This window comes from Nocardia sp. NPDC052001 (assembly GCF_040680615.1).
Classification (GTDB): domain Bacteria; phylum Actinomycetota; class Actinomycetes; order Mycobacteriales; family Mycobacteriaceae; genus Nocardia.
This window is the reverse complement of the sequence record NZ_JBFAXC010000002.1, coordinates 851,955-869,813: the sequence shown is the minus strand read 5'-3', so window position 1 is coordinate 869,813 and position 17,859 is coordinate 851,955. Positions and strand designations below refer to the sequence as shown.

Below are 17,859 nucleotides of genomic sequence, written 5' to 3'. Positions count from 1 at the left end.
GCTGGAATCGAGATTGCCCGCGGTGACGTTGGGCAACAAGTACGCACTATTTTCTCGGACACGCACCGAAAGGTGTGCATCCAGCTAGCGAGGACGGGGCATGAGCGAAAAGAGATCGGGGCCATACTTCTGCGGTATCGACGCCGCCATGGATGTCATCGGCGGCAAATGGAAAGTCCTGATCCTGTGGGAGCTGCACGAGCACGGCGTCCGCCGCTTCGGTGAACTGCGCAGGGGACTGCCCGGCGTCTCGGAGAAAATGCTCGGCCAGCATCTGCGCGAGCTCGCGGAGGACGGCATCATCCACCGCGAGCTGTACCCGGAAATCCCGCCCCGCGTGGACTATTCGCTCACCGAGGAGGGCGTGGCCCTGAACACCGCCCTGAACGCACTGGGTGCGTGGGGCTCACGCCGCATCACCCGCATCGGCGCGACCCGCGTCCACGCACCCCAGCTCGGTGCGGATCACCCGGCGCTGGCTTAGCTACGCATCTCGCTCGGCGGGCCCGAACCAGCGGCTCAGCGCGTCCTGCAACCCGGCTACGTCGGAGGTGTCGGCCGCCCAGGCGACGACGCCGTCCGGTCGTGCCAGCAGCGCGGAAACGCTTTGGGGCTGAGCGGGTTTGGCGGTGACGACCCGCACCCGGTGCGGCCATGCGGCGGCCACCTCGCGGAGTGCGGGGGAGTCGTTCAGGTCGAGGAGGACCCCGGTGCCGTCGGCGAAATATTCGCCGAGCCGGGTGCCGTCGGCCAGTTCCAGATCGGGCGCGACCGCGCCGACCATGGGATGCGTACCGCCCAGGTCGTAGCGGTGCAGGACGCCGGAGATGCGTTTGAAAATCTCGGTGGCCCCGTCGCGGGTACCGAGTAGATCGGTCATGACCGCGCGCAGGGCGCGGCTGCGCGGATCGGTGCGCATGACCGCGATCTGCGCGCGGGTCCACTCCAGTACCCAGGCGCCGATCGGATGGCGTTCGGTCGTGTAAGTGTCGAGCAGATCCGCCGGGGCCCAGCCGCGGACCACGGCCGCGAGCTTCCAGCCCAGGTTGAGGGCATCGCCGATACCGAGGTTCAGGCCCTGGCCGCCGAAGGGTGAATGTACGTGCGCGGCATCGCCCGCCAGCAGGACCCGCCCCTTGCGGTAGTCGGGGACCTGGCGGGTGTTATCGGTGAAGCGAGTCGCCGAAATGACCTTGGTGATATGGATTTCCACGCCGGTGACCTTGCGGAAGCTCTGCTCCAGCTCTGCGGCGGTGATGGGTACGTCGCGGTCGGCGGGCGGGCCGTCGAGTTCGACGGTCAGGAACCGGCCCGGGGTGGGACCGTAGACGTAGATGCCGACGGGGGTGTCATGCCAGCCGGGCCGAACCTGTTCTGCGCCGGTCATTTCCACCACGGCCTGCCGGCCGGTGATCTCCGGGTCCACGCCCGGGAAGTCGAAGCCCGCGAGCTTGCGCACGATGCTGCGGCCGCCGTCGCAGCCGACCAGCCAGCCCGCGCGCACGGTGCGATCACCGGTGTTCACGGTGACGCCGATACCGTCGTCCTCGAATCCGCTCACCGCTACTTCACGCCGGATCTCCACGCCCAGCTCGGTCGCGCGGCGCGCGAGAATCGTTTCGATGCCCTGCTGGGAGATGAACCAGGCCGCTGCGGCCGGGCCCGCGTTCGCGAAGACCGGATCGTCGAGATCGATTGCGCCGCCGTCGAGTTGGATGCCCGCGAAGTGTCCGGGCACGAAGCGTTTCCCGGCGGGCGGCTCCCCGATCCCGGCGCTGCGCCGGAACGCGGCGAATTGGGCCATGGTGGCCTCATGCTGTTCCATCAGCTCGGGCAGGAATCCGCGCCGGTACAGGGCCTGCGCGGTGGGCACGTTGATCGCGCCCGCCTTCAGGGTCGGATCCATCTCGGCGAGCCGCTCCAGCACCAGCACATCCACGCCCGCCAGTCGCAACTCGCACGCCAGCATGAGCCCGACCGGTCCGGCTCCGACAATCACCACATCGCGTGTCTCGTTCATGAGAACCACTGTGCCGAGCCGCGATTACCGCGCCCTTGCGCTGTCTTGCGTACCGCTTGCGCCCGGATGAGAGGAGGCTGTGCAGCTCATGCGCGGACGTCGCGCATCGGAAACAACGCGGGTCGCGCACCGAATGGCGCGCGACCCGGAGGCGGTTGACGCGCCGTGCCGACGGCGCGGGGCGGCAGCGGACCGACTCAGCCCCAGCCGCGCGAATCCTGTTTGAGCGCGGTATCGATGGCCAGGCCCGAGGCCACCACCATGGACAGCAGCGGCTGCGGCAGCTGTCGGTGAATCTGCACAACATAGTTGTCGGCGGTGGTGAACATGTTCTTGAGCAGGCCCTCCCACGTCTTGGTGATGCGGGCGACCTCCTGACCGGTGTGGTCGTGGATCATGAAGTTCCAGGCGCGCCAGTTCTCTGCACGAATCCCGCCGATTTGCTGACCATTCACCACAAAGGAGAAGTTGATCTTGCCGATCATGTTCTCCTGGATGATCTCCCCGATCGGCGCACCATTGCCGTGCTCGATCACGAAGCGCGACTTGAAAACCTTGGCCGGGCGCGTCACACGCAGCACCGTCTGGCCCTGACCGTCGCGGATCTCCAGCTTGTGCGTCATGAACTGGTCATAGCTGGACATGAAGCGCACGGCCTTCTTGAGCGCGCTCTGCCCGACCTCCACCACCGCACCGATCTGACGGCCCTGCTGGTCGAAAACGGCGTACTCATTGGCCATTTCGATGAGCTTGACCTTCTGGTTCACCACCAGGATCGGCTCGGTGAACACGGTGCCGCCACCGGCCTGGGTCGCGCCGACGCCGGCCTGCTGCTGCACCTGGCGCTGGATCGCGGCGGGATCGTGCGCGCCGCCGATATCGAATTCCAGGGCGTGCGCGTCACTGGGCTGCTGGTACTGCCGCTGACCGTATTGCCCCTGGTGCGGCTGCTGACCGTACTGCTGACCAGAATACTGCTGTCCCTGCTGGGCATACTGCTGCCCCTGCGACTGCTGACCTTGCTGGGCGTACTGCTGGCCCTGCGGCTGCTGACCCTGTTGGGCGTACTGCTGGCCCTGCTTGGCGTAGCCCTGCTGATCCGGCTGTCCGTACTGCTGTTGGCTACCCGTTTGCTGGCTCTGCTGCGGTTGCGCCTGCTGCTGCGGTTGCGCCGATTGTTGCTGCGGCTGGGTGTGATTGGTCCATTGACTACCGTCCCACCAGCGCAAAACGGTGGATCCTGGACTCTCGGGGTACCACCCCGCGGGATGACTCATGGCCGCATCCTAACGGGGCTCTGTGAGTCTGCACTGTTTGCGGTTTTCGTCGTATCTGCCCGCCTATGATGGGCGGTCGAACACGGCGGGTCCGGACACGGACACCGCAGGACGGGGAAACATGTCTGCCACAGTCGATTTCGCCTATGGCGGAAGACCCGCGACCCGGTGCGGCCTATGACCGATCTGGTCACCCGCGCCCAGCTGGTGCTCCTGGCAAGGACCCTGCACGTCCCGGTCGAACGCGTCGAACATCTGGAGCGACTCGGCGCGCACCGGCTCAACGAACTGCAGCAGCGCATGTCCGGGGCGCTGTTCGACCAGCACACACCGGTTTTCGAGCGGATCAGCTCGCTGGTGCCGATCATTCCGCTCAGCATTTCACTGCCCATTGTGCAGCGCATGGTGCCGCCCACCATGACCGGGCGCGCGGCGGGGGCCGTCGGCGTCCAGCATCCACGCAAGGCCGTGGACGCGCTGCTGCGGCTCAGCACCGAATACGCCGCCGACTGCGCACCGTATCTGGATCCGCGCACCGTGGGACAGCTCGCCGATGACGCACCCACCGAACCGGTGATAGCGATCGTCAATGAACTGCTGCGGCGGCGCGACTACATCACCGCCGGGCCGTTCCTGGCCTATGCCACACCGGAATTGGTGCGCGCGGTGGAGGAGGGCGTCCCCGATGACGAGGGGCTGATCCGCTCGGCCGCCTACGCCTATTCCGGGGAGAGCATCAGTGCCATTGTGCGGCAACTGCTCTCGGGCCCCGGTGATCGCATTCCGGCGCTGCTCGGCACCGTCATCGACGGTTCCAAGGAGTTGCGGCTGGCGGCGCTGTCGATATTCGCGCGCTGCGCTCCCGATGTCATCGCCGCGGTCGGCGATATCCTCTTCGAGGTCGCGCCGCCCTCGGCCATCGCGGATCTGCTCACCAGCTTCCTGGCCGCGGGCGCCACCGATGACCTGCTGCGTTTCGCCGGACAATTGAGCCCGCAGGCGCTGACCAAACTCGCGTTCAACCCGGTCGTCGCCGAATCCGCCGAAACCTTGGTGGCCGCCCTCGACGGCAGCAGTGAACTGGCACTGTGGCGCGGCGTCCTGGAACCGCTGGCCCGCACACCCGCCGAGGTGCGCCGCCGCGCGGGCACCCAGCTCGCCGAACTCGATGCCTCGACGCTGATCATGCTGCCCGCCATCGCCCAGGCCGCCCGCCTCTGGGCACCCCTGCTGTGGGTGCTGGCCGCCACCGACGTCGACGTGCAGGCTCGCATCGGCGAACTCTGGGCCTCCGCCACCCGCCTGGACCCAGAGATTCTCGAGCGCCGTATCGCCGATCAGCGCCTGGAATCACTGCTGGCGACTCTGACCATGACCCTGCGTGTATTGCGCTGACCTCTCGGCACAGTGCCCGGCGCGGGGAAAGGGTTGGGCGAGGGCTGATTTCAATCGCGCCCGATACACCTCACCTGCGCGGCGCGGGGTCCGAGACGATGGTGCGCGGCGGCGGGGGTGTGCGGAGATGGTAGGAAAGGGGACGTGTCCGAAACTGGCGAACTTCGCACGTCCCGCGCCGTCTCGGAGGTGGTGGACCTGGTCAGCACGCTGATCCGGTTCGACACCTCCAATACCGGCGAACTCGAGACCACCAAGGGTGAGCGCGAATGCGCGCAATGGGTGGCCGATCAACTGCATCAGGCGGGCTACACCACCGAGTACGTGGAATCCGGCGCGCCCGGGCGCGGCAATGTGTTCGCCCGGTTGCAGGGCGCGGACTCGAGCCGCGGCGCGCTCATGATGCACGGGCACCTCGATGTGGTGCCCGCACAGGCCGAGGACTGGAGCGTGCACCCGTTCTCCGGCGCGATCCGCGACGGCTATGTGTGGGGTCGCGGGGCCATCGATATGAAGGATATGGTCGGCATGATGCTGGCCGTGGCCCGGCAGTTCAAGATCGAGGGCACGGTGCCGCCGCGCGATATCGTGTTCGCCTTCCTGGCCGATGAGGAGAACGGCGGGCGCTGGGGTTCACAGTGGCTGGCCGATAATCGGCCCGATCTGTTCGCCGGGGTCACCGAGGCGGTCGGCGAGGTCGGCGGATTCTCGCTCACCGTACCGCGCCCCGATGGCACCGAACGGCGGTTGTACCTGGTCGAGACCGCGGAGAAGGGTCTGGGCTGGATGCGGTTGCGCGCCAAGGCGCGCGCGGGACACGGCTCGTTCCTGCACGAGGACAACGCGGTCACCATTCTGGCGCAGGCGGTGGCGCGCCTGGGCACGCATACCTTCCCGCTGGTGGTCTCGGATTCGGTGGCCGAATTCCTGGCCGCGGTCGCCGAGGAGTCCGGTCTGCAATTCGATCCGGCCAGTCCGGATATCGAAGGCCAGCTCGCCAAGCTCGGCACCATCTCGCGCATTATCGGTGCGACACTGCGGGATACGGCCAATCCGACCATGTTGCAGGCGGGCTACAAGGCCAATGTCATTCCGCAGACCGCCGAGGCCGTGGTCGACTGCCGCGTGGTGCCGGGCCGGCAGGCCGAGTTCGAGAAGGAGGTCGACGCGCTCATCGGCCCCGATGTCGAACGCGAGTGGATCACCAAACTCGACTCGTACGAAACGACTTTCGACGGTCACCTGGTCGACGCCATGAACGCCGCCATCCTCGCGCACGACCCGCAGGGCCGCACTGTGCCCTACATGCTCTCCGGCGGCACCGATGCGAAAGCGTTCGCGCGCTTGGGAATTCGCTGCTTCGGCTTCGCACCGCTGCAATTGCCGCCGGACCTGGATTTCAGCGCGCTGTTCCACGGCGTGGACGAGCGCGTCCCGGTGGCGGCGCTGGAATTCGGTGCGAGCGTGCTGGAACACTTCCTCCTGAACTGCTGATCAGCCCCGCGATCGAAAGGACGGCCCGTGCCCGACTACTCCTACAATCCCTACGCTCCGCTGCCGCAACTGCCCGAATTCACCGTCACCTCCGGCGATATCACCGAGGGTGAGCCGCTGCACCTGGATCAGGTCAGCGCGCTGGGCGGTGCGGGCGGCAAGGACATCTCCCCGCAGCTGAGCTGGTCCGGATTCCCCGCGGAGACCAAGAGTTTCACCGTCACCGTGTACGACCCGGACGCGCCCACCGCCTCGGGCTTCTGGCACTGGGTGGTCGCCAATATCCCCGCGACCACCACCAGCCTGGAGACCGGACAGGGCAGCAAAGGCGGCAGCCTGCCCGAGGGCGCGGTCGTACTGCGCAATGACGCGGGCCTGCACGAGTACACCGGCGCGTTCCCGCCCGCCGGGCACGGCCCGCACCGGTACTTCGTGGTGGTGCACGCGGTCGGAGTGGACAAGCTCGAGGTCGATGAGAGCGCCTCGCCCGCCTACCTGGGGTTCAACCTGTTCCTCAACGCCATCGGGCGCGCGACCCTGATCGGCACGCACGAGCAGAAGTAGTAGCGCGACGGTATTCGACTGTGGCCCCAGGCGATTCGTCCGGGGCCACAGCTTTCCGTATATGTAGAGCAGATTCAGGGGTTCGGGTTCGACAATGCCGCCAGGGCTTGGATTCCGGCGGTGAGATCCTCGGCGGTGGGGGTGTTGTCCGGGTCGATGAGAGCCTGGACCAGCAGGCCGCCGATGAGGGTCTGCACGATCGCGCCGATGCGAGGGTCGTTATCGCCCAAGGCTTCCGAGAGTCCTACGCGGGCGCGGATCTGCGCGGCGCCGATTTCGGTGCGCAACTCGGGGGAGTGCAGGGCCTGGGCCATGCTCTCGACATTGGCCGACCACAGCGCGCGATCGGTGCCGAAGGATTCGATGAGCTTGCGCCAGAAGGTGTTCAGGCGTTCGGCCGCGTCCAGCTCCGCATCATCGGGCAGGGAGGTCAGCACCCGCGTCACCGATTCGCCCGTGGATTCCAGCATCGCCTGATTGAGCAGCTGGTCGCGGGTGCCGAAGTGGTAGTTGATGGCGGCCAGGTTGGTGCCGGAGGCGGCCACGATATCGCGCACGGTGGTGCGCGCCAGGCCGCGTTCGGCCAGGCACTTCTTGGCTCCGGCGAGCAGATCTTCTCGGGTTCCCACGATGCGCAGCCTAGCAGCGCGTTTGTGACAATCGTTTCAAACACCTGTTTGTGACAAATGTTTGAAACGTGTGTATGGTCGATTTCGCCAGGTCCACCGCAGGAAAGCCGGAAGCACATGACCACACAGCGCCCACTGTCCCCGTTCGAGATCGGCTACTTCGGCGAGAACACGCATCTGGGCAGCGTGCCCATCGGCGGTATGCCGCTGTTCATCGGCAGCACCGTGCGCGGGGAGATCGATCCCGCGGCATTGCGTGCGACGCTCACCGAACTCGCCACCCTGCATCCTCTGCTGCGCGCCCGAGTTGTCGGCGGCGGCGACGGGGTGCGGCGCTTCGAACTCGATGACAACTTCCAGCCGAGCGTCACGATCACCGCGGGTGGCGCGCAGGCGTATCGAACCCTGGTGAATACCCGGCAGGAGTGGGGCACAGGGCTTTTCCGTGCGGAACTACTGTGTGAAGGCGAGTTCACGCGGGTTGTATTGGTGCTGCATCACGGCATCTCCGACGGCCGCTCGGTATTCCCGCTCTTGGACGAGATGTGGCGGCGCTACACCGCACGGGTGACGGGATCGCCACTGCCGCAACCGGAATGGAACTACGAGTTGCCCGCCGGGGTCGACACCCAACTGGCGGCGCTGATCAGCGATGCCGAGGTCGACGCGTTCGTGGCCATGATGCGCGCGGGCGCGATGGCCATGGATCCGGCGGCCGCCCCGGTGCATCTGCCGATCGACGGGCAGGCCGGGGGAGATCCGAACGGCAGGCTCGCGGTCCGGCGCATCGAAGTCGATGCCGATCAGACCGCCGCACTGGTGGCGACCGCACGCGCACAGGGGTTTTCGATGAACAGCCTGCTCGCCGGAGCGGCCATGGCGGCGGTGCGGACCGAGTTCGCGCCCGAGGCCGGGACGCTGCCGATGATGTGCGGGCATGCGGTGGATCTGCGCCCGGATCTGGTGCCGGCGGTGCCCGCCTCGACCCTGCTCAATTGCGCGGCCGGTTCCGGAACACCGGTATCGGCGGCCGCGGATGCCGATCCGATCGACCTGGCGCATGCCGTCGCGGCGGGTATGAAGGACTCGGCGCAACTGCGTTTTCCGGCGATGTTCATGCGCGCCTCCCAGCGTGAACTCGACGCGGTGACCGCCGCGCTGTTCAACGCACCGCCCACCCTGGCGCTGTCCAATATCGGCCGGGTACCGGCGCATTCGCTGCCCGCGACACTGGAGTTCGTGCGCGATGAGGTGTTCGCCATGGCCCCGGGCATGCCGCCGAAGATGACCATTTTCACCGTCGGGGGCCGCCTCACGATTCAGGTCGAGTACGACACGGCCGAGCACAGTCATGAGCAGATGCAACGGATCAGCGCGGCGATGACGCTGCAATTGCGGCGAGCGGGAGTGGCCGCCGCACGCGTCTGACATGACTGTGGCCCCGGATGAATCACCCGGGGCCACAGTGCTTTCCAGCTCAGGACAGGTTTACGACATTGTCCGGTGCGGGGGTGGTGTACAGCGCGGCGATATCGGCGGCGTACTTGGTGTTGATCGGGCTGCGCTTGAGTTTGAGGGTCGGGGTGAGTTCGTCACCGCCGGGCTCCCAACCCGCGTCGAGCACGATGAAGCGCTTGATCTGTTCCACCCGTGAGAGTTTGGCGTTGGCGGTGGTGACCGCCGCCTTGATCTCGTCGAGGATCTCCGGGCGCACCGCCAAGGTCTTCAGATCGGCGTCCGGGCTGCCGAGGGCCTTGGCGCGCACCACCGCGGTATCGGGATCGAGCACGATGAGCGCGGCGATGTACGGCTTGGCGTCACCGATCGCCACCACCTGACCGACCAGCGAGGAGGCCGCCTTCACGGTGTTCTCGATATTGGTGGGAGACAGGTTCTTTCCCGCCTCGTTGATGATGAGTTCCTTCTTGCGGTCCACGATGGTGATGTAGCCGTCACCGTCGATGGTGGCCACATCGCCGGTGTGCAGCCAGCCGTCGGCGTCGATGGCCTCGGCGGTCTTATCGGCCATCTTGCGGTAGCCGTGCGTGACGATGGCCCCGCGCAGCAGCAACTCACCGTCCTCCCCGAGGCGAACCTCGGTGTCCTGCATGGGGATTCCCACGGTGCCCGGCTTGGGCTTGTCCAGCGGGGTGTAGGTGCCCACGCCGGAGGTCTCCGACATGCCCCACACCTCGGTGACCACGAAACCCAGTCCGAGCATGTACTCGAGGGTTTCCGGCGGGATGGCCGCCGCACCCGAGGCCGCCACCTTGAGTTCGTCGAATCCCAAGGTGTGCCGCAGTTTCGACAGCACCAGGGCGTCGGCGAGCTTGTGCTGCACATCGAGCAGCAGGCCGCGGCCGTTGCCGGACAGGTCCGCGCGCGCGGCTTCCACGCCGACGCCGATGGCCCAATTCGCCAGGGCCTTCTTCACGCCGCTGGGTTCGGTGGCGAGCTTGGCGTCGATACCGGCCTTGATCTTCTGCCACACCCGCGGCACACCGAAGAACGCGGTGGGGCGAGCGTCGGGCAGGGCGGCGGCGATCTCGCGCGGATCGGGCACTGTGGTCATCTGCACGCCGGTGAACAGGTTGGCGCAGTGACCCGAAATACGGTCCGCCACATGGGCGGCGGGCAGATACGACACCGAGCGGTCATCCAAGCCGACCACGAGCGGGCCGTTGACCAGTCCGACGATCTGGGCGACCACATTGCGATGGGTCAGCTCCACGCCCTTGGACGGGCCGGTGGTGCCGGAGGTGTAGATCAGGGTGGCCAGATCCTCGGCCTTGACCGCGCGCCAGGTGGCGTCGAAGTCGAAATCGGCGGCCGGTGCGGCCTCCACCTCGGCGAGGGTCAGGGTGCCCGCGGCCGAACCCTCCACCAGCACAATGTGTTCGATCTCCACACCGGCTCCGCGCACCGCGTCCAGGAACGCTGGTTCGGTGATGACGACCTTGTTCTCGGCATTGGTGAACAGATGCGCGATCTGCTCGGGCGAGCTGGTGTTGTAGATCGAGAACGGCGTCGCACCCAGGTGCAGCGCCGCGGTGTCGACCAGATTGAACTCCGGCCGGTTGGTCAGCATGATCCCGACGGTGTCGCCGTGCCCGACGCCCAGCCCCGCCAGTCCGGCGGCAATGCCGCGCACCCGCTCCCCGTACTCTCGCCAGCTGATCTCAGTGGTTCCCCCCACCGTCCTGATCGCGATCTGCTCCGGACGCAATGTCAGCGTCTCCTGAAACGCCTCCGGAATCGTGTAGACCGTTTTGCCCGATTTGTGCGGATAGCCGATGTCTGTCGTCATAACCCTTTTCCGATTGCCTCTCGCTTACACCGCCACACGCGCACCCATCCGACCTGCGCGAACCCGACGTCCCGAGAGAACACCCACCGATCACGCGATGGCCGCACGCTCATCTGTGGCGCGGCTCACTCAGCTTAGCCAGAAAGTCACCGCTGTGTCTCGCGCTACAACCCAGATCCAACAAATCGGACATTTCGGACCGCACCCCAGGCTCCGCGCACCGCCCGCGCCGGCCATCGCCGCCCACCCACCCGCGACCGATGCCCCCGAAACCTCCGCTTGGCCTCCATATACTGCCGCGCCCGCTCACTCCGAGGCTCGGTCAACAGCGGCACGGTCACCACCGCGAACCCCGCCTCCTCCAACGCCGCCACCTTGTCCGGATTGTTCGTCATCAACCGCACCGACCGCAGCCCCAACCCCGACAACGCCCGCGCCGCATGCCCATACGACCGCGAATCGATCGGATGCCCGAGCATCCGATAACTGGTGAACGTATCCACCCCGATCTGCGCCCCCAGCCCCAGCGCTTTTCCGATGAGATCGGACCTGCGCCCGGTCCGCTCCAGATAGACGAGCACGCCGTGCCCTTCGGCTTGAATCATGTCTATGGCCAGATCGAGCTTGGGACCGCAATCGCAGTCATCGGACCGCAGCGCATCGCCGTACAAACAGCGCGAGTGGATCCGCACCAAACACCCCGAACCAGGACTTCCGAAGACCAGCACATGCCCGAGGATCGAGAGTGGGTCATCGCGTGCGCCGTCATCACGGAGTTCCATCACTTGCACGCGCAGTTCCCGACCCTTGCGCGCGAGCGAATGTGCTGTCGCCTGAAGCTCTTCCACGACCACCCCGGCTCATCTGCGGACCTTCGGCCATTATCTCCGAAGCATGCCCAGGCACCGCAGCATCGCGCGGACCCGAAACCTGGCGTTGGCGTTGGCGGGGTGATTCAGAATGAAGGTGGTGATCATCAGCAGGTGGCTGGTGATCACCAGTTCACGTATATCCAGTGCCCACGCGCCGACGACGCTGAGGGTCGTGACGGCCACACCCAGGCGTTTCGCCCAAATGCCACAGACCCACGCCCACCGCGGCGGAAGCGCATGCCCACGGTGAACGCGCTTCTCTTCCAGATACTTTCGTGATCGGACACTGCGCGGGACGGTGCGCAACGGCACCCGGTCGACCTCGATTCGATGTTCGGTCAGGGCCGACTCTTTATCAGGGTTGTTAGTCAGCAGGCGTATCGACTTCAATTCGAGATCGTCGAGCAGGGATTGCGCGACATGGTCGAATCGCCGCAGATCGTCCGGATACCCGAGTTCGTGATAGGCGTCGAAAGTGGTTATTCCCAGCGACTGGGTCAGCCGCAGACCCATCGCCTTGACCTCGAGTCCGGCTCCGCGCCCCTCCTGCTCGAGATAGAAGAGCACACCCGAGCCCTCCCGCTGGATGGCATCCATCGACTTACTCAGTTCCGGACCGCAGTCGCAGTCATCCGATTGCAGCGCATCGCCGTACAGGCAGCGCGAATGGATCCGTACCAAGGGGTTGATGCTGCGCTCGGCGTCACCGACGATGATGGCTTTGCCGCCGCCGTCACCGGGAACATCCAGCACTCGCACCGTCATCTCCGCGCCCTTGCGCGTCATCCGGTGCCGGGTGCGCTCGATCTGTTCCCAATCGACTTTCATCTCGGGTAGAGCAGCGTGTCCGGCGAGGTTGGCCGCGCACGGGGTGGCGACATCGATCCGACCCGACAAATCGCCCACATCAACGCTCACATGACCGCCTTGTCTGCATCCAGGAGCGGAAAGTCCGCCACACCGACTGTCTTTCGCCCAGTAGTAGTCGGCTGGGCCCGGAGTCCGTGGACACGACGATGCCTCCCGCCATCGTGATGCGGGAGGCACAGGAGTGGTCCATGTACCGGCGCCGAAGGCGCCGATCACGGCTCGGACGACACGGTACAGGCAGGCAGGGCCACTCGCATCCGAATGGCAATCAATCCGTCAGCACGTGTCGCCCCGAAGCCCCACCGCACGCGAAACCGTTACCGCACAGCCCCGGTGGACCCGAAGACATGGAGCATGGCGCTCGACCGGACCGAATGCCCCGGCGATTGCCGAACAGAAATTCATGCCAGCAGCTATTGCCGAGCTACTGACGATCGCGCAGCCCGCGCAATCGCAACCTCCAGCGGGGGTAGGTCGGAAGGTGGTGGCCGTATTGTCTTTTCGCTTCGAGATAAAGGCGCGCGCGTTCGCTGCGCGGCGGGGTATGCAAGGGCACCTGCGTCACCACCAACCCAGCCGCCCGTGCCGCGGCCGTTTTCTCCGGATTATTGGTAAGCAGTCGCAAGGAGCGGAGGCCGAACTCGAGCAGCGCCGCTACGGCGTGCTCATAGGTGCGCGAATCGGGCGGTAAGCCGAGCGCACGATAGCTGGCATAGGTGTTGTCACCGGTCCGTTCACCGTGCTGATAGGCCCGCGCCTTCGCGATCAGACCCGCACCCCTGCCCTCCTGCTCCAGGTAGATCAGAACACCGGCGTCCGCGTCCTGGATCAAGTCCAGCGCCATTTCGAGTTCGCTGCCACAATCGCAATCGTCGGACCGGAGCACTTCTCCATGCAGACAGCGTGAATGAATGCGAACCAGGCAATTGTCGAGCAGATCGGGACCGATGACGGACGCCGACCCGAACCTGCCATGCGGCCCAATCTCCCAGTCCCGCACCAACATCGGGTGACGCTTGCGGATTACATAGCGCTGCGCGCCCACCGGGGTCAGCAGGATCGGGCCGATATCGTCTGGCGGCATCGCTTGCTCCCAACACCGGCGCGACCCGGTCGAGTTGCGAGCAGCCTGGCGAGTGCTCCGCTCTCATCAGTTGCGGTTGGGCCGACCCGGCTCCTCACCAATCACATTGAGTCCATTCAGGTTACCGCTGTCGAAGTATGAGTCGATTTCCGAGACGGACGGCATCGATTCCGGAATATCGAGTACCGGATCACGTGCGGAGATCGCCGCGGTCGCCCATTGGAAGTCGACGTTCTCGGCAGGGCGCTTCATCATGGTGAGGCGGTAGATCAGGGCGGCAGAGAAAGCCGAGGACGACCCCGCCGAACTGTCGCGTGATCGAGGATGCGCCACACGTAGTTCGTCGTTCATCGTTCGCACGGTGCATCCGGAGCCGTCGACGATACACACCGCCCCGACCCCACGCCGCAACAACCGATCGGTGGAGTCCACGCACGTACTACCGGGCCAGGTCGAAGCGATTTCCTCCGAATTTCCCACCAGATAGTCAACTGATCCGAGGTGTCGATGCAGATGACCAGGAAGCACAGTGGGCGGTGACGCGCTCACGACCAACCACGGGCGCGGTGTAGCGAGTTCGACGATCGCCATGACCTGCGCCACGACATCGATCGGCTGCTCGAATGTCACGACCGTGGCATCCGACCCCGTCAAGGCTTCACGAATTGCGGTACTGCTCAAGTCGACCGCGGTCAGCGCCAACCTGCCCTGCCTGAAGGCAATGGACGTGGACTCTCCGGTCAGCAGGGCGATCACCGTCGCTATCGGCGTGCGCGCCCCGGCAATGACCTTGAGAAGGCTGGTGTCGACGCCTTCGCGCTCGAGGTAGTCCTCGATCGTGCGGCCGTCCCCATCTGCTCCGATCGCCGCGATCAGCCGGGAATCAAGACCCAGGCGAGCAAGTGCGACAGCACGATTGAGACCCTTTCCACCCGGATGACGCCGGAAGTCTCCCCATGCGGAGGCCCCGAATTCGGGCATCGCTTCGACCACGTTGATCTGATCGATGGCCGCATCGCCGAGGATGGTCACCGTCGCGCGGGTAACCTCCGACTCATCGTGTCCGGCATCGGCTTTGACCATACCGACGACATCCAGATCGGAACCCATCGTCAATAGCTCGGCGAGCGCGGTGAACGCTTGCTCCTCCGGCGCGTCCCGCAGCGCGCGCACACTGGGCGCGGACGGCGGCTCCAGAACATCGAGAGCGCCATGCAGCGCGTACCACTCCTGAATCAGATAGCCGCGGCGCTCGCCGAGATCGGGTCCGTAAAGCTGTGCGAGATCAAGACCATCCGGGGGGTGCTCACCGAACAGCCCGAGGACCAACTCCGCGTCGACTATCAGTCGTTGCGTAGGCGGTAGTCTGCGGGCGATATGGCCGACGACCTTCGGCAGCGCCACCTCCCTGGACTGTGACCGCAAGCGCGCATAGCTCCGGCTCAGGTGGATGTACCTGCGCACGACGCTGAGCTCGAACAGGACGGTCGCATCGATTTCGGTGCTGGCCAGCCGATCCGCGTTCAAACCGGATCTGGTGCGCAGGCGGGTGAGAATCCCGCGCACCGCGACCATGACCAGGTCCTGGGGAGCCGACTCGGAGTCGGTGCGGCGCTGGGGGTTGTTCCTTGTCATTCGTCCTCCACGTACCGGAGGTCAGGTTTATTGAACAGAAGAACCGTCAATTCCCTTGGTGCATCGGCAATTGCCGGGATCGGTCGGCAAATGCCATTCTCAGTCTAGGCGAAAGAAAGCCTGCACCAGACGGTTTGGGAGGTCTCGGTGTTGGGAGTGATTCCACTGATTTGGCGGTTTCGGCGGGGGACGCGGGCGGCGGCCGGCGAGCCCGAGACGGAGCAGGACGGTGAAGTCGCTGTGCGGTAGGCGGATTCGCCGATTCAGCACAGACCCCACCCTGTTCCGCCGTCGCCCGCTCGATCCGTGTACCTAAAATTCGTTGGCAGCGACAGCACCGGCTGATCATCGCGATGCGATCAGCCGGTCTCGGGCATTCCGGAAAACGGATCCCGCGGCGGCGGCGCTTCACCTTTGGAGAACCGTCGTGATGTACGAGAGCAGTCGATCGATCACCAGTAGCGCGTGCCCCGAATGGGCGCGGCGGCGCAACGATCGGGCCGAGCCCGCGTGGGAGTTGAGTTGGTGGCCCGAGCGGTTGTTCACGCTGGAGCAGGCGCAGGCCGGGATGGAGCTCGCGGAATTGTGTAGTTCGCCCGAAGAGCCGGGGGCTCGGGCGGAGGTTCTTGCGAGGGAACTGGGAACCAGCGTGAAACACGTCATGGCGGTGCTGCATCAGCGGATGATGGAGCGGGGGAGACCGTGACGATCTACTACTCCGACTGGCAGATGACCAGTGACCTCACCGGCGAGGCAGCGCATCGGGTGGCCGATGGCTGGGAGTTGGACTGGCGGTTGACTTGGTTGCCGCATCGATTGGTCGCGCGGGCAGGCATTGGCCGGGATGGAGTTGGCGGAGATCTTTTCCGGGCAGCACTATCGCCGCGATGTGATTCTGGCGGCGCGGGCGATCGTCAACGCGGACGAATTGGGCATGCCGGTGGAAGAGGTACAGCAGGTATTGCAGGGGAGGAGAGAACACTGAATTTCCCGACAGAACGGGCGGCGTTGGGAAATGGTGAAATACCGACCGCCCGGTGTTCGATGAGGATGCAAACAGCTCAGGGAGGACCCAGCAGTGACAATCGATATCAGCCATCGGGAGATGACGAGCGACATCACCCCCGAATTCGCACGACGCGCCCGCGATGAGGACGCGTGGTCGCTGAGCTGGTTACCGGAACAGCGATTGACCCGCGCACAAGCGCACGCGGGAATGGAATTGGACGAAATCCTGTCCGATCCGGAGATCGTTTTCGATGACGCCGCCCATTCCGAAGCCGCCGAGCGCGCGTCCCGGCTCGGCATTCTGGTCGAGCACGCGGTGGTCATGCTCGCCCAGCGCATGGCCGAACGCATGCATCACGACACCCTGGTCCCGTACGAGACCGATGCCGCACTGCCCGAACCGTTCCTGCGCGGCTGGTATGTGGGAACACTGCCGCCGGGCACGCTGGCCCCCGCCGCCTCCGGCGCGCGCTCACAGCACCTGTGGGCCTGACGACGTACGCGCACGACGTCCCGGCGTCCTGACCCGGAGCGCGTCGCCGCACCGAAAGTCGTTGCCACCGAAGGCTGTTGCCGAAAGTCATTGCGCCGACTGCAAAGTCGCAGTCAGCGCAAGAAACCCACTCAGGCGCGAGCGGTATGCCCCGCGCCCACGGCCTGCCCCAGGCTGGAGTATCCGTGCGCGCGCAGTTTGACCGCGAGCCCGCGGTGTATGCGCCGCGCCCAGAACGGCCCGCCGTAGATGAATCCGGTGTAGCCCTGCAACAGGGTGGCGCCCGCGAGAATCCGCTCCCACGCCTGTTCGGCGGTCTCGATACCGCCGACCGAGATCAGCACCAGCTGATCGCCGACCCGCGCGTACAACCGGCGCAGCACCTCGAGCGAGCGATCGGCCACCGGCGGACCGGACAGCCCGCCCGCACCCAGCGCCGCCACCGCATCGGCGGGAGTGTTGAGCCCGTCGCGGCGAATCGTGGTGTTGGTGGCCACGATTCCGGCCAGCCCCAACTCCACGGCCAGATCGGCGACCGCGTCGATATCCTCATCGGACAGATCCGGCGCGATCTTGACCAGCACCGGCACCGACACCGTATCGAGCACCGCCTGCAACAGCGGCCGCAGCGATGCCACCGCCTGCAGATCGCGCAGACCGGGCGTATTGGGCGAACTCACGTTCACCACAACGAAATCCGCGAGCGGCCCGAGCAGGCGCGCACTGCTGGCGTAATCGGCGGCGGCGTCGGCGGCCTCGACCACCTTGGTCTTGCCGATATTCGCCCCGATCGGAATCCCGCCCGCACGCCGCCGCGACAGATGCGCAGCCGCCTGTGCCGCACCGTGATTGTTGAAACCCATCCGATTGATCAGCGCCCGGTCCGCGGGCAACCGGAACAGGCGCGGCGCGGGATTGCCCGGCTGCGCCTGTGCGGTCACGGTGCCGATCTCGGCGTAGCCGAAGCCCAGCGGCCCCCACGCGTCGGCGCCCTCGGCATCCTTGTCGAACCCGGCGGCCAGCCCGAGCGGGGCCGGGAAATCGATCCCGAACGCGCGCGTGGCCAGCACCGGATCATCGGCGACAAGCAGTTTCGAGGTGATCCAGCGGCCCGGGGCGAACCGGGTGGCCAGTTTGATCGCACCGAATGCGAGATGATGAATACGCTCCGGGGGGAGCAGGAACATCACCTTCAACAGCAGGGCGTACAG

Annotated in this window: 17 protein-coding genes; 8 read left to right on the top strand and 9 right to left on the bottom strand. The window is 65.9% G+C overall.

Annotated features, from left to right (window positions below; translation table 11 throughout):
- The first annotated feature begins 100 nt into the window (after positions 1-100).
- Positions 101-484 (top strand): helix-turn-helix domain-containing protein, encoded by a 384-nt coding sequence (locus tag AB0L82_RS12270; protein WP_364634241.1) that lies wholly within the window; start codon positions 101-103, stop codon positions 482-484.
- Here AB0L82_RS12270 and AB0L82_RS12265 read toward each other — a convergent pair whose 3' ends face one another.
- Positions 485-2,020 (bottom strand): FAD-dependent oxidoreductase, encoded by a 1,536-nt coding sequence (locus AB0L82_RS12265; RefSeq protein ID WP_364634239.1) that lies wholly within the window; start codon positions 2,018-2,020, stop codon positions 485-487.
- A gap of 197 nt (positions 2,021-2,217) precedes the next feature.
- Positions 2,218-3,297 (bottom strand): phospholipid scramblase-related protein, encoded by a 1,080-nt coding sequence (locus tag AB0L82_RS12260; protein WP_364634237.1) that lies wholly within the window; start codon positions 3,295-3,297, stop codon positions 2,218-2,220.
- A 177-nt stretch (positions 3,298-3,474) separates the two neighbouring features.
- Here AB0L82_RS12260 and AB0L82_RS12255 point away from each other — a divergent pair, with 177 nt between their 5' ends.
- The 3 genes from AB0L82_RS12255 to AB0L82_RS12245 all read left to right on the top strand — a co-directional run bounded on the left by AB0L82_RS12255 (position 3,475) and on the right by AB0L82_RS12245 (position 6,750).
- Positions 3,475-4,692, top strand: coding sequence for a hypothetical protein (locus AB0L82_RS12255; protein ID WP_364634235.1), 1,218 nt, complete (start codon positions 3,475-3,477; stop codon positions 4,690-4,692).
- A 144-nt stretch (positions 4,693-4,836) separates the two neighbouring features.
- Positions 4,837-6,186, top strand: coding sequence for a M20/M25/M40 family metallo-hydrolase (locus AB0L82_RS12250; RefSeq protein WP_364634233.1), 1,350 nt, complete (start codon positions 4,837-4,839; stop codon positions 6,184-6,186).
- 27 nt (positions 6,187-6,213) lie between these two features.
- A complete protein-coding gene (locus AB0L82_RS12245; RefSeq protein ID WP_364634232.1) occupies positions 6,214-6,750 on the top strand; it encodes a YbhB/YbcL family Raf kinase inhibitor-like protein in 537 nt (178 codons plus the stop codon).
- Between the two features lie 74 nt (positions 6,751-6,824).
- On the opposite strand, the gene AB0L82_RS12240 is transcribed toward AB0L82_RS12245, so the two are convergent.
- The gene (locus AB0L82_RS12240; protein WP_364634230.1) at positions 6,825-7,379 is read right to left on the bottom strand and encodes a TetR family transcriptional regulator; all 555 of its coding nucleotides are present in this window, start codon (positions 7,377-7,379) and stop codon (positions 6,825-6,827) included.
- 117 nt (positions 7,380-7,496) lie between these two features.
- On the opposite strand from AB0L82_RS12240, the gene AB0L82_RS12235 reads away from it, so the two are divergent.
- Positions 7,497-8,807, top strand: a complete 1,311-nt coding sequence (locus AB0L82_RS12235; RefSeq protein WP_364634228.1) for a hypothetical protein — start codon at positions 7,497-7,499, stop codon at positions 8,805-8,807.
- A 49-nt stretch (positions 8,808-8,856) separates the two neighbouring features.
- On the opposite strand, the gene AB0L82_RS12230 is transcribed toward AB0L82_RS12235, so the two are convergent.
- The 5 genes from AB0L82_RS12230 to AB0L82_RS12210 all read right to left on the bottom strand — a co-directional run bounded on the left by AB0L82_RS12230 (position 8,857) and on the right by AB0L82_RS12210 (position 15,147).
- Positions 8,857-10,686 (bottom strand): long-chain fatty acid--CoA ligase, encoded by a 1,830-nt coding sequence (locus AB0L82_RS12230; RefSeq protein WP_364634226.1) that lies wholly within the window; start codon positions 10,684-10,686, stop codon positions 8,857-8,859.
- A 164-nt stretch (positions 10,687-10,850) separates the two neighbouring features.
- Positions 10,851-11,534, bottom strand: coding sequence for a GTP cyclohydrolase (locus tag AB0L82_RS12225; RefSeq protein ID WP_364634224.1), 684 nt, complete (start codon positions 11,532-11,534; stop codon positions 10,851-10,853).
- 33 nt (positions 11,535-11,567) lie between these two features.
- Entirely contained in the window at positions 11,568-12,476 is a 909-nt protein-coding gene (locus tag AB0L82_RS12220) for a GTP cyclohydrolase II (RefSeq protein WP_364634223.1), read from the bottom strand.
- A 376-nt stretch (positions 12,477-12,852) separates the two neighbouring features.
- Complete coding sequence (locus tag AB0L82_RS12215) at positions 12,853-13,512, bottom strand: GTP cyclohydrolase (RefSeq protein WP_364634221.1); 660 nt, start codon at positions 13,510-13,512, stop codon at positions 12,853-12,855.
- A gap of 66 nt (positions 13,513-13,578) precedes the next feature.
- Positions 13,579-15,147 (bottom strand): carbohydrate kinase family protein, encoded by a 1,569-nt coding sequence (locus tag AB0L82_RS12210; protein ID WP_364634219.1) that lies wholly within the window; start codon positions 15,145-15,147, stop codon positions 13,579-13,581.
- Between the two features lie 430 nt (positions 15,148-15,577).
- On the opposite strand from AB0L82_RS12210, the gene AB0L82_RS12205 reads away from it, so the two are divergent.
- From AB0L82_RS12205 to AB0L82_RS12195, 3 genes are all read left to right on the top strand, one after another.
- Positions 15,578-15,853 (top strand): hypothetical protein, encoded by a 276-nt coding sequence (locus tag AB0L82_RS12205; RefSeq protein ID WP_364634217.1) that lies wholly within the window; start codon positions 15,578-15,580, stop codon positions 15,851-15,853.
- A gap of 144 nt (positions 15,854-15,997) precedes the next feature.
- A complete protein-coding gene (locus AB0L82_RS12200) occupies positions 15,998-16,132 on the top strand; it encodes a hypothetical protein (protein WP_364634215.1) in 135 nt (44 codons plus the stop codon).
- A gap of 93 nt (positions 16,133-16,225) precedes the next feature.
- Entirely contained in the window at positions 16,226-16,648 is a 423-nt protein-coding gene (locus AB0L82_RS12195; protein WP_364634214.1) for a hypothetical protein, read from the top strand.
- Between the two features lie 131 nt (positions 16,649-16,779).
- Here AB0L82_RS12195 and AB0L82_RS12190 read toward each other — a convergent pair whose 3' ends face one another.
- Positions 16,780-17,859, bottom strand: a complete 1,080-nt coding sequence (locus AB0L82_RS12190; protein WP_364636028.1) for a quinone-dependent dihydroorotate dehydrogenase — start codon at positions 17,857-17,859, stop codon at positions 16,780-16,782.